The organism is Pseudomonas sp. FW305-7, from assembly GCF_058786735.1.
The window spans coordinates 13,480-28,585 of record NZ_JBYSZA010000042.1; the positions used below are offsets into that span (position 1 = coordinate 13,480).

The following is a 15,106-nucleotide window of genomic DNA, read 5'->3' on the forward strand; positions in this document are numbered from 1 at the left end:
TGAGGAGCTCGCATGACCAAACAAAACGCCTTTACTCGGGAAGATCTGCTGCGCTGCAGTCGCGGTGAGCTGTTCGGCCCAGGTAACGCGCAACTGCCCGCCCCGAACATGCTGATGGTCGATCGCATCACTCTGATCAGCGAAGAAGGCGGCAAGTACGGCAAAGGTGAATTGGTCGCCGAGCTGGATATCAACCCTGACCTGTGGTTCTTCGCGTGCCACTTCGAGGGCGATCCGGTGATGCCGGGCTGCCTGGGCCTGGACGCCATGTGGCAACTGGTTGGCTTCTTCCTCGGCTGGCAAGGCCTGCCGGGCCGTGGCCGTGCGCTGGGTTCGGGCGAAGTGAAATTCTTCGGCCAGGTCCTCCCGACCGCCAAGAAAGTCACCTACAACATTCATATCAAACGCGTCCTCAAGGGCAAGCTGAACCTGGCCATCGCCGATGGTTCGGTGACTGTCGACGGTCGCGAAATCTACACCGCCGAAGGCCTTCGCGTCGGCGTGTTCACCTCCACTGACAACTTCTAAGGGTTATTCGCATGCGCCGCGTCGTTATCACTGGTCTGGGCATCGTTTCGTGCCTGGGCAATGACAAAGAGACCGTCTCCGCTAACCTGCGTGCAAGCCGCCCTGGCATCCGGTTCAACCCGGAATATGCTGAAATGGGTCTGCGTAGCCAGGTTTCCGGCTCCATCGACCTCAACCTTGAAGAACTGATCGATCGCAAGATCTATCGTTTCGTCGGCCACGCCGCGGCTTACGCCTACCTGGCCATGAAAGACGCGATCACTGACTCCGGCCTGACCGAAGAGCAAGTGTCCAACCCGCGTACCGGTCTGATTGCCGGCTCGGGCGGTGCGTCCACCTTGAACCAGATGGAAGCGCTGGACATCCTGCGCGAGAAAGGCGTGAAACGCGTCGGCCCATACCGCGTCACGCGGACCATGAGCAGCACCGTTTCCGCTTGCCTGGCTACGCCGTTCAAGATCAAGGGCCTGAACTACTCCATCGCTTCTGCCTGCGCCACCAGTGCTCACTGCATCGGTACCGCCATGGAACAGATCCAGATGGGCAAACAGGACATCGTTTTCGCCGGTGGCGGTGAAGAGGAGCACTGGAGCCAGTCGTTCCTGTTCGACGCAATGGGCGCACTGTCCAGCAAGCGTAACGACACCCCGGAACAAGCCTCGCGCGCCTACGACGCCGACCGTGACGGTTTCGTCATTGCTGGCGGTGGCGGCATGGTTGTGGTTGAAGAGCTGGAACACGCTCTGGCCCGTGGCGCAAAAATCTACGCGGAAATCGTTGGCTACGGCGCGACCTCCGACGGCTACGACATGGTTGCCCCGAGTGGCGAAGGCGCGATCCGCTGCATGCAGATGGCGATGTCCACCGTTGATACCCCGATCGACTACCTGAACACCCACGGCACTTCGACTCCGGTCGGCGACGTTGCGGAAATGAAAGGTGTGCGTGAAGTGTTCGGCGACAAGGCTCCAGCGATCAGCTCGACCAAGAGCCTGTCCGGTCACTCCCTGGGCGCCGCCGGCGTTCACGAAGCGATCTACTGCATGCTGATGATGGAAGGCAACTTCATTGCCGGTTCCGCCAACATCGACGAGCTGGACCCTGAAGTGGCCGATCTGCCGGTGCTGACCAAGACCCGCGAGAACGCCACCATCAACACCGTGATGAGCAACAGCTTCGGCTTCGGCGGTACCAACGCCACGCTGGTACTGAAGCGCTGGGAAGGCAAGTAATTCCCCAGGCTTGAGCCACACATGAAAACGCCCCGACTGGTTCGGGGCGTTTTTTTTCGCCTGCAGAAAGTAGCGGGAACACCACCGATCTCTGTGGGAGCTGGCTTGCCAGCGATGGCGTCAGCACGGGCAATATCTATGTTGTCTGACACTCCGCTATCGCTGGCAAGCCAGCTCCCACAGGGTTCTCGGGGTGTTCTGAAAATGAAACTTCTGTCATGAAACTTACCGCCCTGCGACCGAATGTCGCGGATTACGCGGCCTGCAGCACTGTTGCGTTTTACGCAAGAATACGTTGCACGAATCAGGCGTTTACTTAGCAAGCTAACAAATCATATAAAAGAGTCCTGCACACGCCTTGCTGCAGATAACTTGAGATTTGGAGCTAGCAGATGACTGTAAAAGTAACTGAACGCGACGATTCACACATGTCCCACGAAGGCGTAGCCGCCGGTATCCGTATCTGGGATGTGCATCAACAAGACTTGCTGGTCGGGATGTTCCACAACGAAATCGACGCCCACAACTACAAGGCCGAACTGGAAGTGCAAGAGCAGCAACGGGATCTGAAATCCGCCTGATTCAACCACAGCATTGAAAACGAAAAACCCCGCCATGAGCGGGGTTTTTCGTTGTTACAGCTTTATCAATTTACCACATCAGATCGTCAGGGATCTGATAGGCCGCGTACGGATCGTCCTCGGTGCTGACCTCTTCAGTCTGTACATTGAGTTGCACGATACGCTGCGGATCGCGTTCCTGGATCTTCAGGGCCGCTTCACGCGGGATCACTTCGTAACCACCGGCATGGTGGACGATCGCCAGCGAACCGCTGCTGAGCTTGTTGCGCATCAGCGTGTTGACCGAGATGCGCTTGACCTTCTTGTCGTCGACGAAGTTGTAGTAGTCCTCGGTGGTCAGCTTCGGCAGACGCGAGACTTCGATCAACTGCTTGACCTGCGCAGCCCGGGCCTTGGCCTCGGCTTTTTCTTTCTGCTGACGGTTCAGCTCCTGGTCGCGCTTGACCTTCTCGGCCATGGCTTCCTGCGCGGCGCGCTGCTGCGAGTCATCCAGTTCGATCTGGCCTTTGTGGGCCAGACGCTGCTGCTTTTGCTTGTCCTTGCTGACCTGCTTGGCCTGCTTTTGGTTGACCAGACCTGCTTTGAGCAACTGATCGCGAAGGGAAATACTCATGTGCTTACTCACTTGGGCAGTTGCTCAGCCGCAGCTAGGCAAATTCTTTTCCTGACGTTTGGCTTCACCCCACAGGGCGTCCAACTCTTCGAGGGTGCAATCTTCTATGGGACGGTGGGTGTCGCGCAATGCCTGTTCGATAAAACGGAAACGTCTTTCGAATTTGCCATTGGCGCCACGCAGGGCAGTTTCCGGATCGACCTTCAGGTGACGAGCCAGATTGACCACGGAAAACAGCAGGTCGCCGATCTCTTCCGCCACCGCTTGGGGATCGTTTTCGGACATGGCTTCGAGCACTTCATCCAGCTCTTCGCGGACTTTGTCGAGCACGGGCAAGGCGTCCGGCCAGTCGAAACCGACCTGCCCGGCGCGCTTCTGCAATTTGGCTGAACGGGACAATGCCGGCAGCGTTGCGGGCACATCATCGAGCAACGACAGTTGCTCGGGCGCGGCGGATTTCTCGGCGCGTTCTTCGGCCTTGATCTCCTCCCAGCGCTGCTTGACCTGCTCCTCAGTCAATCGCGGCACATCCAGCGGCGCGTAGAGATCGCCGGTCGGGAACACATGCGGATGCCGACGAATCAGCTTGCGGGTGATGCTGTCGATCACCCCGGCAAATTCGAAACGCCCCTCCTCCCGCGCCAGCTGACTGTAATACACCACCTGAAACAGCAGGTCGCCCAACTCGCCCTGCAAGTGATCGAAATCACCACGCTCGATGGCATCGGCCACTTCGTAGGCTTCTTCGAGAGTGTGCGGGACGATGGTTGCGTAGGTTTGCTTGATGTCCCACGGGCAACCGTACTGCGGATCGCGCAGGCGGCTCATCAAGTGCAGCAGGTCTTCAAGGCTGTACATCATTTTTCTTTCTCACCACAAAACCCTGTGGGAGCTGGCTTGCCAGCGATGGCGTCAGCTCGGCTCTCCGGAAAGACCGAGTTGTCTGCATCGCTGGCAAGCCAGCTCCCACATTGGGTCGAAGCCATGTTCACGGGGTGCGGTTACGCCGCGTTTCGATGATGTTCGGCAACTGCGAAATCCGCCCCAGCAAGCGTCCCAGCGCGTCCAGCCCCGGGATCTCGATGGTCAGCGACATCAGCGCGGTGTTGTCTTCCTTGTTCGAGCGGGTGTTGACCGCCAGCACGTTGATCCGCTCGTTGAGCAGCACCTGCGAGACGTCGCGCAGCAGACCGGAACGGTCGTAGGCGCGGATGACGATGTCCACCGGATAGGTGAGCACCGGCACCGGGCCCCAGCTGACCTGAATGATCCGCTCCGGCTCACGCCCGCCCAGTTGCAGCACCGAGGCGCAGTCCTGACGGTGAATGCTCACGCCACGGCCTTGGGTGATGTAACCGACAATCGCATCGCCCGGCAGCGGCTGGCAGCAACCGGCCATCTGGGTCATCAGGTTGCCGACGCCCTGGATCTGAATGTCGCCACGCTTGCCCGGTTTGTACCCGGTGGCTTTGCGCGGAATCAGTTCCAGCTGTTCGTTGCCGCGTTCCGGCTCGACCAGTTGCTGCGCCAGGTTGACCAGTTGCGCCAGACGCAGGTCGCCGGCACCGAGGGCGGCGAACATGTCCTCGGCGGTTTTCATGTTGGCCTTGTCGGCCAGCTTGTCGAAATCCACCGCAGGCAGACCGAGACGCGTCAGTTCGCGCTCGATCAGGGTTTTACCGGCCGCAACGTTCTGGTCGCGGGCCTGCAATTTGAACCAGTGAACGATCTTCGCCCGTGCCCGCGAGGTGGTGACGTAACCCAGGTTGGAGTTCAGCCAGTCACGGCTCGGTGTGCCGTGTTTGCTGGTGATGATCTCGACCTGCTCACCGGTCTGCAGGCTGTAGTTGAGCGGCACGATGCGCCCGTTGATCTTCGCCCCACGGCAGTTGTGGCCGATCTCGGTGTGCACGCGGTAGGCAAAGTCCAGCGGCGTCGCGCCTTTCGGCAAGTCGATGGCATGACCGTCGGGGGTAAAGATGTACACCCGATCCGGCTCGATATCGACCCGCAGCTGTTCAGCCAGACCGCCGATGTCGCCCAGCTCTTCGTGCCACTCGAGTACCTGACGCAGCCAGGAGATTTTCTCTTCGTAGTGGTTGGAGCCGGATTTGACGTCGGTGCCCTTGTAGCGCCAGTGCGCGCAAACGCCAAGTTCGGCTTCTTCGTGCATGGAGTGGGTGCGGATCTGCACCTCCAGCACCTTGCCTTCCGGGCCGATCACGGCGGTGTGCAGCGAGCGGTAGCCGTTTTCTTTCGGGTTGGCGATGTAGTCGTCGAATTCTTTCGGGATGTGCCGCCACAACGTGTGGACGATGCCAAGCGCGGTGTAGCAGTCGCGCATTTCCGGCACCAGCACACGAACGGCGCGAACGTCGTAGATCTGGCTGAATTCCAGACCCTTGCGCTGCATTTTGCGCCAGATCGAATAAATGTGTTTGGCCCGGCCGCTGATGTCGGCGTCGACACCGGTGGCCTGCAGTTCGTCCTTGAGCTGGGTCATCACGTCGGCGATGAAACGCTCACGATCCAGCCGTCGCTCGTGGAGCAACTTGGCGATCTGTTTGTATTGGTCAGGCTCGAGATAACGGAAGGACAAGTCCTCCAGTTCCCATTTGATATGACCGATGCCGAGTCGGTGCGCGAGCGGCGCATAGATGTCGAAGACTTCGCGGGCGACGCGGTTACGCTTTTCGTCGTCGGCAGTTTTCACTGCGCGAATGGCGCAGGTGCGTTCGGCCAGTTTGATCAAGGCGACGCGGACGTCGTCGACCATCGCCACGAGCATCTTGCGCAGGTTTTCCACCTGCCCTTGCGTACCCATGACCATCGACTGGCGCGGGCTGAGGCTGGCACTGATCGCGGCCATGCGCTGCACGCCGTCGATCAGTTTGGCTACCACCGGGCCGAAGCGCTGGCCGACGGCCGCGAGTTCGATCTGGCCTTCACGGACACCGCGATAAAGAACGGCGGCGACCAGCGAATCCTGATCGAGCTTGAGGTCGGCGAGAATCTCGGCGATCTCGAGTCCCGTGCTGAAACTGCCGGAGCCTTCGGCCCACAGATTCTTCTTGGCATTGGACTGTTGTTCGGCCTCGCGAGCGAACTCGCAGGCTTCTTTCAAGGCTTCGCGATCCAGTGCCAGATCGACACTGACCGCGTGATCGAGCCAAGCCTCGAGATTGATACTGCCGTCAGTGTTGATCGGCTGGTGTGCTCTCACCTGTACCATCTTGCTTTACCTTCCCTACGACGCAGATTCAATGCGTCAAATCGCTGACCTTCGTTGCCCGTTTGCGCTCGCGGGGCTAAAGCGAGCGCTGCGCGGACAGATCAGACGGATTCAGACGAGCCATCCTGGCTCGCTTCAAATAACGCCATGGCCTCGACATGTGCCGTCTGAGGAAACATATCGAGAATCCCGGCACGTTTTAACCGGTAGCCCTGCTTGATCAATTCGACCGTATCGCGCGCCAGAGTTGCAGGGTTGCACGACACATATACCAACCGCTTGGCACCCAGGGTCGCAAGCTTGCGCACCACCTCGAAAGCACCGTCACGCGGTGGGTCCAAGAGTACCGCAGAAAAGCCGTTTCCGATCCACTGGGCATCGGTCAAAGGCTGGGATAAATCGGCTTGAAAAAACTTTGTGTTATGCAAATTGTTGCTAGCGGCGTTCGCGGCGGCGCGATCGACCATGGTCTGCACGCCCTCCACCGCCACCACTTCGCGCACGCTTTGGGCCAGCGGCAAGGCGAAGTTGCCCAAGCCGCAGAACAGATCGAGTACACGCTCATCGCGGGTCGGCTTCAGCCAGTCCAGCGCTTGCGCGACCATCGCTTCGTTGACCCCGGCGTTGACCTGAATGAAATCTCCCGGCCGCCAGGCCAGATCCAGCCCCCACTGCTCCAGGCGATAGCCCAGCGACTGGGTGATGTCGACCGGTTGCGGTTCGCCTTCGCCATGCAGCCACAGTTGCGCTTCATGGAACTGGCAGAAGTCCTTGAGAATCGTCAGATCCGCTTCGGACAACGGCGCCATGTGCCGCAACAGCACCGCCAGCGATGAACCGCTGAACAACTCGACATGGCCCAGCGCTTGCGGTTTGCTCAGGCGACGAAGCATCTCCGGCAGCCGGGTCATGATCGGTTGCAAGGGCTGTACCAGCACCGGGCATTCGCTGATGGCGACGATGTCCTGACTGCCGGCAGCGCGGAAACCGACATCGAGCTTTTTCGCCTTGATGTCCCAGCGCACCGCAATGCGGGCACGACGGCGATAGCCGAACTCAGGGCCGGTCAACGGCGCTGCCCACTCTTGCGGTTCGACACCGGCAACCTTCGCCAATTGCTCGGCGAGCATGCGCTGTTTCAGGGCAAGCTGTTCGCTGTGGGGCAAATGCTGAACACTGCAACCGCCGCAGCGGCCGGCGTGCTGACACGGTGCCGGGCGGCGCAGCTCACTGGCCTTGAACACCCGTTCGGTGCGCGCCTCGACCACTTTGCCGTGGGCGCCGAGCACCCGCGCTTCGACCTCTTCACCGGCGAGGGCACCGAGGACGAACCAGGTTTTACCTTCGAAAAACGCGATACCGCGACCGTCATTGGCCAGACGCTCGATGGTCAAGCGCTGTTTTTTGCCGGTCGGGATTTGCGGGGCCTTGCTGCCGCCGGTGGGCTGGAAGCGCAGGCCTCTCTCGTGCTTGGCCATCAGTTGGGCGCGTCGAAAATGCCGGTCGACAGATAACGGTCGCCACGGTCGCAGATGATCGCGACGATCACCGCGTTTTCAACTTCTTTGGACAGGCGCAGCATCGCTGCCACCGCACCGCCCGAGGAAACGCCGCAGAAGATGCCTTCTTCGCGGGCCAGACGACGAGTGACGTCCTCGGCTTCGCTTTGCGCCATGTCGACGATGCGGTCGACGCGGTCGGCCTGATAGATCTTCGGCAGGTATTCCTGCGGCCAGCGACGGATGCCGGGAATGGCCGAGCCTTCCATCGGTTGCAGACCGACGATCTGCACGTTGTCGCTCTGCTCTTTCAGGTAGCGCGACACGCCCATGATGGTGCCGGTAGTGCCCATCGAGCTGACGAAATGAGTGATGGTGCCCTGGGTCTGACGCCAGATTTCCGGGCCGGTGGTGGTGTAGTGCGCTTCAGGGTTATCGCCATTGGCGAACTGATCGAGCACCTTGCCACGGCCTTCGGCTTCCATGCGCTGCGCGAGATCGCGCGCGCCTTCCATGCCCTCTTCCTGGCTGACCAGAATCAACTCGGCACCGTACGCGGTCATCGCCGCTTTACGCTCGGCGCTGGAGTTGTCCGGCATGATCAGGATCATCTTGTAACCCTTGATCGCGGCGGCCATGGCCAGGGCGATCCCGGTGTTGCCCGAGGTCGCTTCGATCAGCGTATCGCCCGCGTGGATCTGCCCGCGCAGTTCGGCACGGGTGATCATCGACAGCGCCGGACGATCCTTGACCGAACCCGCCGGGTTGTTCCCTTCGAGCTTGAGCAATAGGGTGTTGCTGGTGGCACCGGGCAGGCGCTGCAAACGCACCAGCGGAGTGTTGCCGACGCAATCGGCGATGGTTGGGTACTGCAGGGTCATGGCGTATTCGCAATCCAGACGTGCGGGGGCGCCTATCATACCGGCAAACCCGCGCAGGCCATATCACGCAAAGTGCGGTGCTTATGGTTTATGGGAATAAGGAGAGGCTAGCCAACGTTTTCCGGGTGCGCGGTATCCAACGCGTAAAACTCATGCAGTTTGGCTTGAAGCAGTTGTTTATCCGGCAAGCAGGTTTGATATTGCGCGATCAATGCCGGGGAAAGACTGCGATTGAGAGAGTACTCGACGACCTCGTCCTCCTTGCTGGCGCACAGCAGTAAACCGATGGCCCGGTTTTCGTGGGGCTTGCGGACATTGCGATCCAGTGCCTCAAGATAGAAATCCATCTTGCCGAGGTACTCCGGTTCAAAGCGCCCGACCTTGAGTTCAATGGCCACCAGACAGTTAAGCCCCCGGTGGAAAAACAGAAGATCGAGAGAGAAATCCCGGCCACCGACTTGCAATGGATATTCGGAACCGACAAAGCAGAAGTCGCGACCAAGTTCGATCAAGAAGATCCTGAGGCGTGATAGCAGGCCTTGGTGCAAATTGGTTTCGGAATGAGCAGAGGGCAGATCGAGGAACTCGACCATGTAGGTATCACGGAAAATCTCGAGTGCTGCGGGATGGGCTTGTTTCAGTGCCGCGGAAGCTTTCGCCGGGTTGGTGACGCTTCGTTCGAACAGAGCCGTTTTGAATTGGCGCTCCAACTCTCTTGTAGACCACTTCTCCTGAATGGCCATCCGCAGATAAAACTCGCGCTCTTCAGAGAGCTTACTCTGAGTCAAAATGAGTAAATTATGAGTCCAAGGCAATTGTGTCAGCAGTGCTGACACTTTCTGATCGCCCCGATAAATCTCATAAAACTGGCGCATCCGAAACAAATTGCGCCGAGTGAACCCTCGCAACCCGGGTTGTGTCAGAGCCAAATGATCGGCCAATTGCCCCACCACCGAATCCCCCCACTCCGCCTGCTCAATCTTGCGACTGATGTGCGCCCCCACCTGCCAATAAAGCTCAATCAGCTGTGTATTGACCGCTTGCATGGCCTTATGTCTGGAACTGTGAATCAGCGCGAGCACTTCGTTGAAGCGTTCGCCATCCGGGCTGCCAGTAAGGCGGGATACAGTCATGCGCAATTCCTTGGAGATCAGCTGAGGCACGAGCCTAAACCGTTCAGGACGCTAAAAATGACCGCTGATACAGCTTGGGAAATGTCGTACAAAAGAAGGCGAGCGCTCATGCATACTCGCAGGATTGGCCTCCGCCAACGGACTACATCGCGAGCAAGCTCGCTCTGACAGGGTGATAGGCATTCATGTAGGAACTGCGGACCGCTGCGATCTTTTGATCTTGCCCCTTAACAACATCAAAAGATCGCAGCCTCGTTTCACTCGACAGCTCCTACAGAGTTTGGTGTTGGGCGAAGATTGGTGGCACGCTGCTGGAACCTGTGGGAGCTGGCTTGCCAGCGATGGCGTCGGGACTGACAGCGCCATCATCAGCCACCAACCGCAGATTCAGTCGCAACCCCGAACCGCTGTTCTGCGCCCAAAGACGCCCACCCTGGCGCTGCACCGCATTCCGCGCAATGCTCAAACCCAAGCCAAACCCGCCATCCCCCGGCCGCGATCCGTCCAGTCGGGTGAACGGCGAAAAGATCCGCTCCAGATCCCCGTCAGCCACCCCGCCGCCCTGATCCTCCAGCCACAGATGCCAGTAATCGCCATCTCGCCGGCCATCCAGACGCACAATCCCGCCCTCAGGCGAATGACGAATGGCGTTGCGCAAAATATTCTCCAGCGCCTGCGCCAAGGTATTGAGATTGCCGCGCACCCAGCACGACGCTTCCACCGCGCACTGCAATTGCAGACTCGGCCAGCCACTTTCATAACAGGCGTTGTCGGTGAGCATCTCCCACAAGGCCTGGATCTGAATCGCTTCGTCTGGCAGTGGCGAACGGTCGGTATCGAGCCAGGCCAGTTGCAACGTGTCTTCGACCAGCCGTTGCATGCCATCGACTTCGCGGCCGATGCGCTCGCGCAATTGCGGCAAACCCTGCTCACTTTCGCTGGCCACGCGCAGTCGGCTCAGCGGGGTTCGCAGTTCATGGGACAGGTCGCGCAGCAATTGCTGCTGCACGGCGACGGTGGTTTGCAGGCGTTCGGACATCGAGTCGAACGCCCGGGCCAGTTCGCCGAGTTCGTCCGGCCTCTGGGTGATGCCGCTCGACAGCCGTACATTCAATTGATCGGCGCGCCAGGCATTGGCCTGCTCCCGCAGGTTGTTCAGCGGCACCACCAGCAAGCGGTACAGCCCGACGCACAACAATAAAGTGAACAGCCCGGGAATCACGCCGTTGGTGATGACTCGCCAGAACACCCGGTATTTGCCCGGCACAAAGCGTTCGGGCAATTCGATCACCAGACTGCCGGCGGACGGATCCTTGGGAAACGGGATGCGCAGCCACGGCCGGCCCTGCTTGTGGATCGGCCAGTCGAGGCCGCGCAAGAAGGTCAGGTGCTGGATTTCCTGTTCGTTCAGCGGATCATTGCTCAGCGACTGCAAGTTGCCGCCGATCACGCCGACCCAACTGGCCTCGCGCAACTCCATGCTCTGCAACCAGTCATCGACGCCGCTGCGCCCGCCTCGCTGCCACGCCTGCTCGGCTTGCGCGGCATAACGCGCCAGCGTGCCGCGCGCCTCGTCGGAGAGGAACTGGTTGCGCTGCTCCATGTACCGGCCCCACGACCAACTGAGCCAGATCATCAACAGGCAGAACGCGACCAGCAGACAGGCCAGTTTCCAGAACAACGAGTGCCGTCCCGGCAGCTCAGACATTTTCATCAGCGGCACTCAACACGTAACCCTTGCCCCACACCGTGCGCACTTCCCGCTCGGTGTAGCCGATGGCTTTGAGTTTGCGGCGGATCTGGCTGATGTGCATGTCGAGACTGCGGTCGTGCGCAGCGTAGCCGCGTTGCAGGACGTGCTGGTAAAGGAAAGCCTTGCTCAGCACTTCTTCATCATTACGGTTGAGGGTTTCCAGCAGGCGGAATTCGCTGCGGGTCAGACCGGCCGCTTGCTCGCGGAAGAACACATCGCATTGCTCATCGTCAAAGTGCAGCGTGCCCGTAGCCACCGGCACAGCCAACGCCGCGGGACGACGATCAAGGGCCACCCGCCGCAGGATCGCTTCGATGCGCACATGCAGTTCGGCCATGCTGAACGGCTTGGGCAGGTAATCGTCGGCGCCCAGACGGAAACCACTGATGCGATCGGCCTCGGCACCGAGGGCCGACATCAGCAGCACCGGCGTCGAGTGGCTCTGGCGCAGTTGAGTCAGCAGGTTCAGGCCATCCAGCCCGGGCAACAGAATGTCCATCAACACCACGTCGAACACCTGGCGCCTGGCGATGTTCAGGCCTTCCTGACCGTTCTGGCACCAGGTCACCTGAAAGCCGCTGCGACCCAGATGTTCGTGAACATAGGCACCCAGAACCGGATCGTCCTCGATGGAAAGTATGCGTGGCTGGCCAACGGAAACAGGAGTCATGAGTATCTGCAAGTAATTCTCAGTTGAGCGCGATTATTCAAGATTGCCGGGCAGCGGGCAACTCAAGGTTGCGCCGTCGGACGAACGCGCCTGCGCTGGCGGACAGCAGACGAGAGTATTTTTCCGGAGATTGCCCGCGAGCAAATCGCTACACTGCGCCAATGTCGCGTGCCGGATGCACGCATGAGTCAACGGATCAGCGGGATGCAGGAGATAGGCGTGCTCAAGAAACTGGGAATCAAAGGTCGCGTGTTGTTGCTGACCTTGTTGCCGACCAGCCTGATGGCGCTGGTGTTGGGTGGTTATTTCACCTGGACGCAGCAGTCCGACCTGCAGACCCAATTGATGCAGCGCGGCGAAATGATCGCCGAGCAACTCGCACCGTTAGTGGCACCCGCCATGGGTCATGGCAACAGCGACTTGCTGGAGCGCATCGCCACTCAGTCCCTCGAACAACCCGATGTGCGCGCAGTGACCTTCCTCGCACCGGACCGCTCGCCGCTGGCCCACGCCGGCCCGACCATGCTCAATCAGGCACCGAGCGGTGACAGCGCGCACTTGCAACGGCGCAGCGGCAATGACGCGACCCGCTACCTGATGCCGGTGTTCGGCAAGCACCGCAACCTCGCCGGCGAATTGATCCCCGAAGAATCCGACCGTCTGCTCGGCTGGGTCGAACTGGAACTGTCACACAACGGCATGCTGCTGCGCGGTTATCGCAGCCTGTTCGCCAGCCTGTTGCTGATTGCCGCCGGGCTTGCCGGTGCCGCGCTGCTCGCCTTGCGCATGGGCCGCACCATCAATCGTCCGCTGAGCCAGATCAAACAAGCTGTCGCGCAACTCAAGGATGGCCACCTGGAAACCCGCCTGCCACCGCTCGGCAGTCAGGAGCTGGATGAATTGGCGTCGGGCATCAATCGCATGGCCGGCACCTTGCAGAACGCCCGCGAAGAACTGCAGCACAGCGTCGATCAGGCCACCGAAGATGTCCGGCAGAACCTGGAAACCATCGAGATCCAGAACATCGAACTGGATCTGGCCCGTAAAGAAGCGCTGGAAGCGAGCCGGATCAAATCCGAATTCCTGGCCAACATGAGTCACGAGATCCGCACGCCGCTCAACGGCATTCTCGGCTTCACGCATCTGCTGCAAAAAAGCGAGCTGACCCCGCGCCAGCTCGACTACCTGGGCACCATCGAAAAATCCGCTGACAGCCTGCTCGGGATCATCAACGAGATCCTCGACTTCTCGAAAATCGAGGCCGGCAAACTGGTGCTCGACCACATTCCGTTCAACTTGCGCGATCTGTTGCAGGACACCCTGACCATCCTCGCCCCCGCCGCTCACGCCAAGCAGTTGGAGCTGGTCAGCCTGGTTTATCGCGATACGCCGCTGTCGCTGGTCGGTGATCCGTTACGCCTGAAGCAGATTCTCACCAACCTGGTGAGCAATGCGATCAAGTTCACCCGCGAAGGCACCATCGTCGCCCGGGCGATGCTCGAAGAAGAACACGAAGACAGCGTGCAACTGCGCATCAGTATTCAGGACACCGGCATCGGCCTGTCGAATCAGGACGTGCGCGCGTTGTTCCAGGCGTTCAGTCAGGCCGACAACTCGCTGTCGCGACAACCGGGCGGCACCGGGCTGGGGCTAGTGATTTCCAAGCGCCTGATCGAACAGATGGGCGGCGAGATCGGCGTCGACAGCACACCGGGCGAAGGCTCGGAATTCTGGATCAGCCTGAGCCTGCCGAAAACCCGTGACGACGCCGAAGACCTGCCCTCGGCGCCGTTGCTCGGACGCCGTGTAGCGGTGCTGGAAAACCACGAACTGGCGCGTCAGGCCTTGCAGCATCAACTGGAAGACTGCGGCCTCAATGTCACGCCGTTCAACACCCTGGAAAGCCTGACCAATGGCGTCACCGGCGCGCATCAGACCGATCAGGCTATTGATCTGGCGGTGATCGGCATCACCAGCAACGACATACTGCCGGAACGCCTGAACCAGCACATCTGGGACCTCGAACACCTCGGCTGCAAAGTGCTGGTGCTGTGCCCGACCACCGAACAGACACTGTTCCATCTATCGGTGCCCAACCCGCACAGCCAGCTGCAAGCCAAACCGGCCTGTACGCGTAAATTGCGCCGCGCCCTGTCGGATCTGGCCAACCCGCGCCAACCACGCAACGAGCCGAACGAACCATTGTCGAGTCGCGCACCAAAGGTGCTGTGTGTCGATGACAACCCGGCCAATCTGTTGCTGGTGCAAACGCTGCTCGAAGACATGGGCGCCAAGGTTCTCGCGGTGGAAAGCGGTTATGCAGCGGTCAAAGCGGTGCAGACCGAATCCTTCGATCTGGTGTTGATGGACGTCCAGATGCCCGGCATGGATGGGCGTCAAAGCACCGAAACCATTCGCCAGTGGGAGAGCGAACGGCATTGCACACCCCTGCCGATCGTCGCGCTCACCGCGCATGCCATGGCCAACGAAAAACGCGCATTGCTGCAAAGCGGCATGGACGACTACCTGACCAAACCGATCAGCGAGCGGCAACTGGCGCAGGTGGTGCTGAAATGGACCGGTCTGGCCCTGCGCAATCAGGCGCCGGAGCGCGTCAGTGACAGCGCGGCGGGCAATCACGAATTGCCGGTGCTCGATCACGAGGAAGGCTTGCGTCTGGCCGCTGGCAAGGCGGACCTGGCGGCGGACATGCTGGCGATGCTGCTGGCCTCGCTGGAAGCCGACCGCGAAGCCATTCGCACGGCACGCGACAGCCACGACCAGAATGCTCTGATTGAACGCGTGCATCGCCTGCACGGCGCCACGCGTTATTGCGGCGTCCCGCAATTGCGCGCCGCCTGTCAGCGCAGCGAAACCCTGCTCAAACAGGACGACCCGAAAGCGTCGACGGCGCTGGATGAGCTGGAACGGGCGATCAACCGCCTCGCCGCGCAAGCGAAGATCAGCGCCTGACCCAGCGCAAT

Annotated in this window: 12 protein-coding genes; 4 read left to right on the forward strand and 8 right to left on the reverse strand. The window is 60.2% G+C overall.

All coding sequences use genetic code 11. From position 1 onward, the window contains the following. Nucleotides 1-12: 12 nt before the first annotated feature. From fabA to AC3WMT_RS29025, 3 genes are all read left to right on the forward strand, one after another. On the forward strand, nt 13-528 hold the full coding sequence (gene fabA / locus AC3WMT_RS29015) for a 3-hydroxyacyl-[acyl-carrier-protein] dehydratase FabA (protein ID WP_003227150.1): 516 nt from the start codon (nt 13-15) through the stop codon (nt 526-528). Between the two features lie 11 nt (nt 529-539). Next, the gene (fabB, locus tag AC3WMT_RS29020) at nt 540-1,760 is read left to right on the forward strand and encodes a beta-ketoacyl-ACP synthase I (protein ID WP_007968959.1); all 1,221 of its coding nucleotides are present in this window, start codon (nt 540-542) and stop codon (nt 1,758-1,760) included. 392 nt (nt 1,761-2,152) lie between these two features. Further along, the gene (locus AC3WMT_RS29025; RefSeq protein ID WP_007917473.1) at nt 2,153-2,341 is read left to right on the forward strand and encodes a hypothetical protein; all 189 of its coding nucleotides are present in this window, start codon (nt 2,153-2,155) and stop codon (nt 2,339-2,341) included. Nucleotides 2,342-2,411: 70 nt separating this feature from the next. Here AC3WMT_RS29025 and AC3WMT_RS29030 read toward each other — a convergent pair whose 3' ends face one another. The 8 genes from AC3WMT_RS29030 to AC3WMT_RS29065 form a co-directional block, all read right to left on the reverse strand. Beyond that, nucleotides 2,412-2,954, reverse strand: coding sequence for a DUF2058 domain-containing protein (locus tag AC3WMT_RS29030; protein ID WP_016987455.1), 543 nt, complete (start codon nt 2,952-2,954; stop codon nt 2,412-2,414). Between the two features lie 24 nt (nt 2,955-2,978). Continuing rightward, nucleotides 2,979-3,812: a nucleoside triphosphate pyrophosphohydrolase gene (mazG, locus tag AC3WMT_RS29035; protein ID WP_103306869.1), complete on the reverse strand. Its 834-nt coding sequence runs from the start codon at nt 3,810-3,812 to the stop codon at nt 2,979-2,981. A gap of 130 nt (nt 3,813-3,942) precedes the next feature. Further along, nucleotides 3,943-6,186 carry a GTP diphosphokinase gene (gene relA / locus AC3WMT_RS29040; protein WP_007917476.1) on the reverse strand — a complete coding sequence of 748 codons (2,244 nt, stop codon included), beginning with the start codon at nt 6,184-6,186 and terminating at the stop codon, nt 3,943-3,945. 101 nt (nt 6,187-6,287) lie between these two features. Next, nucleotides 6,288-7,664 (reverse strand): 23S rRNA (uracil(1939)-C(5))-methyltransferase RlmD, encoded by a 1,377-nt coding sequence (gene rlmD, locus AC3WMT_RS29045; RefSeq protein WP_103306870.1) that lies wholly within the window; start codon nt 7,662-7,664, stop codon nt 6,288-6,290. Beyond that, nucleotides 7,664-8,566 (reverse strand): cysteine synthase CysM, encoded by a 903-nt coding sequence (gene cysM / locus AC3WMT_RS29050; RefSeq protein WP_053122764.1) that lies wholly within the window; start codon nt 8,564-8,566, stop codon nt 7,664-7,666. Before cysM ends, rlmD begins: the two co-directional genes overlap by 1 nt. A 107-nt stretch (nt 8,567-8,673) precedes the next feature. Beyond that, complete coding sequence (locus AC3WMT_RS29055) at nt 8,674-9,699, reverse strand: PDDEXK nuclease domain-containing protein (RefSeq protein ID WP_103306872.1); 1,026 nt, start codon at nt 9,697-9,699, stop codon at nt 8,674-8,676. Between the two features lie 271 nt (nt 9,700-9,970). Then, the gene (locus AC3WMT_RS29060) at nt 9,971-11,413 is read right to left on the reverse strand and encodes a sensor histidine kinase (RefSeq protein ID WP_103306873.1); all 1,443 of its coding nucleotides are present in this window, start codon (nt 11,411-11,413) and stop codon (nt 9,971-9,973) included. Beyond that, nucleotides 11,400-12,122: a response regulator transcription factor gene (locus tag AC3WMT_RS29065; protein WP_103306874.1), complete on the reverse strand. Its 723-nt coding sequence runs from the start codon at nt 12,120-12,122 to the stop codon at nt 11,400-11,402. The genes AC3WMT_RS29060 and AC3WMT_RS29065 overlap by 14 nt, the downstream gene beginning before the upstream one ends. Nucleotides 12,123-12,341: 219 nt before the next feature. Between AC3WMT_RS29065 and AC3WMT_RS29070 the strand changes: the two genes are divergently transcribed. Then, nucleotides 12,342-15,095 carry a response regulator gene (locus AC3WMT_RS29070; protein WP_103306887.1) on the forward strand — a complete coding sequence of 918 codons (2,754 nt, stop codon included), beginning with the start codon at nt 12,342-12,344 and terminating at the stop codon, nt 15,093-15,095. The last annotated feature ends 11 nt before the right edge of the window (nt 15,096-15,106 follow it).

Coding starts and splice junctions, on each gene's coding strand:
- AC3WMT_RS29060 (WP_103306873.1), bottom strand. CDS start 11,413: ATGAAAATGTCTGAGCTGCCGGGACGGCACTCGTTGTTCTGGAAACTG.
- rlmD (WP_103306870.1), bottom strand. CDS start 7,664: ATGGCCAAGCACGAGAGAGGCCTGCGCTTCCAGCCCACCGGCGGCAGC.
- AC3WMT_RS29055 (WP_103306872.1), bottom strand. CDS start 9,699: ATGACTGTATCCCGCCTTACTGGCAGCCCGGATGGCGAACGCTTCAAC.
- AC3WMT_RS29030 (WP_016987455.1), bottom strand. CDS start 2,954: ATGAGTATTTCCCTTCGCGATCAGTTGCTCAAAGCAGGTCTGGTCAAC.
- cysM (WP_053122764.1), bottom strand. CDS start 8,566: ATGACCCTGCAGTACCCAACCATCGCCGATTGCGTCGGCAACACTCCG.
- AC3WMT_RS29065 (WP_103306874.1), bottom strand. CDS start 12,122: ATGACTCCTGTTTCCGTTGGCCAGCCACGCATACTTTCCATCGAGGAC.
- fabA (WP_003227150.1), top strand. CDS start 13: ATGACCAAACAAAACGCCTTTACTCGGGAAGATCTGCTGCGCTGCAGT.
- mazG (WP_103306869.1), bottom strand. CDS start 3,812: ATGTACAGCCTTGAAGACCTGCTGCACTTGATGAGCCGCCTGCGCGAT.
- relA (WP_007917476.1), bottom strand. CDS start 6,186: ATGGTACAGGTGAGAGCACACCAGCCGATCAACACTGACGGCAGTATC.
- fabB (WP_007968959.1), top strand. CDS start 540: ATGCGCCGCGTCGTTATCACTGGTCTGGGCATCGTTTCGTGCCTGGGC.
- AC3WMT_RS29025 (WP_007917473.1), top strand. CDS start 2,153: ATGACTGTAAAAGTAACTGAACGCGACGATTCACACATGTCCCACGAA.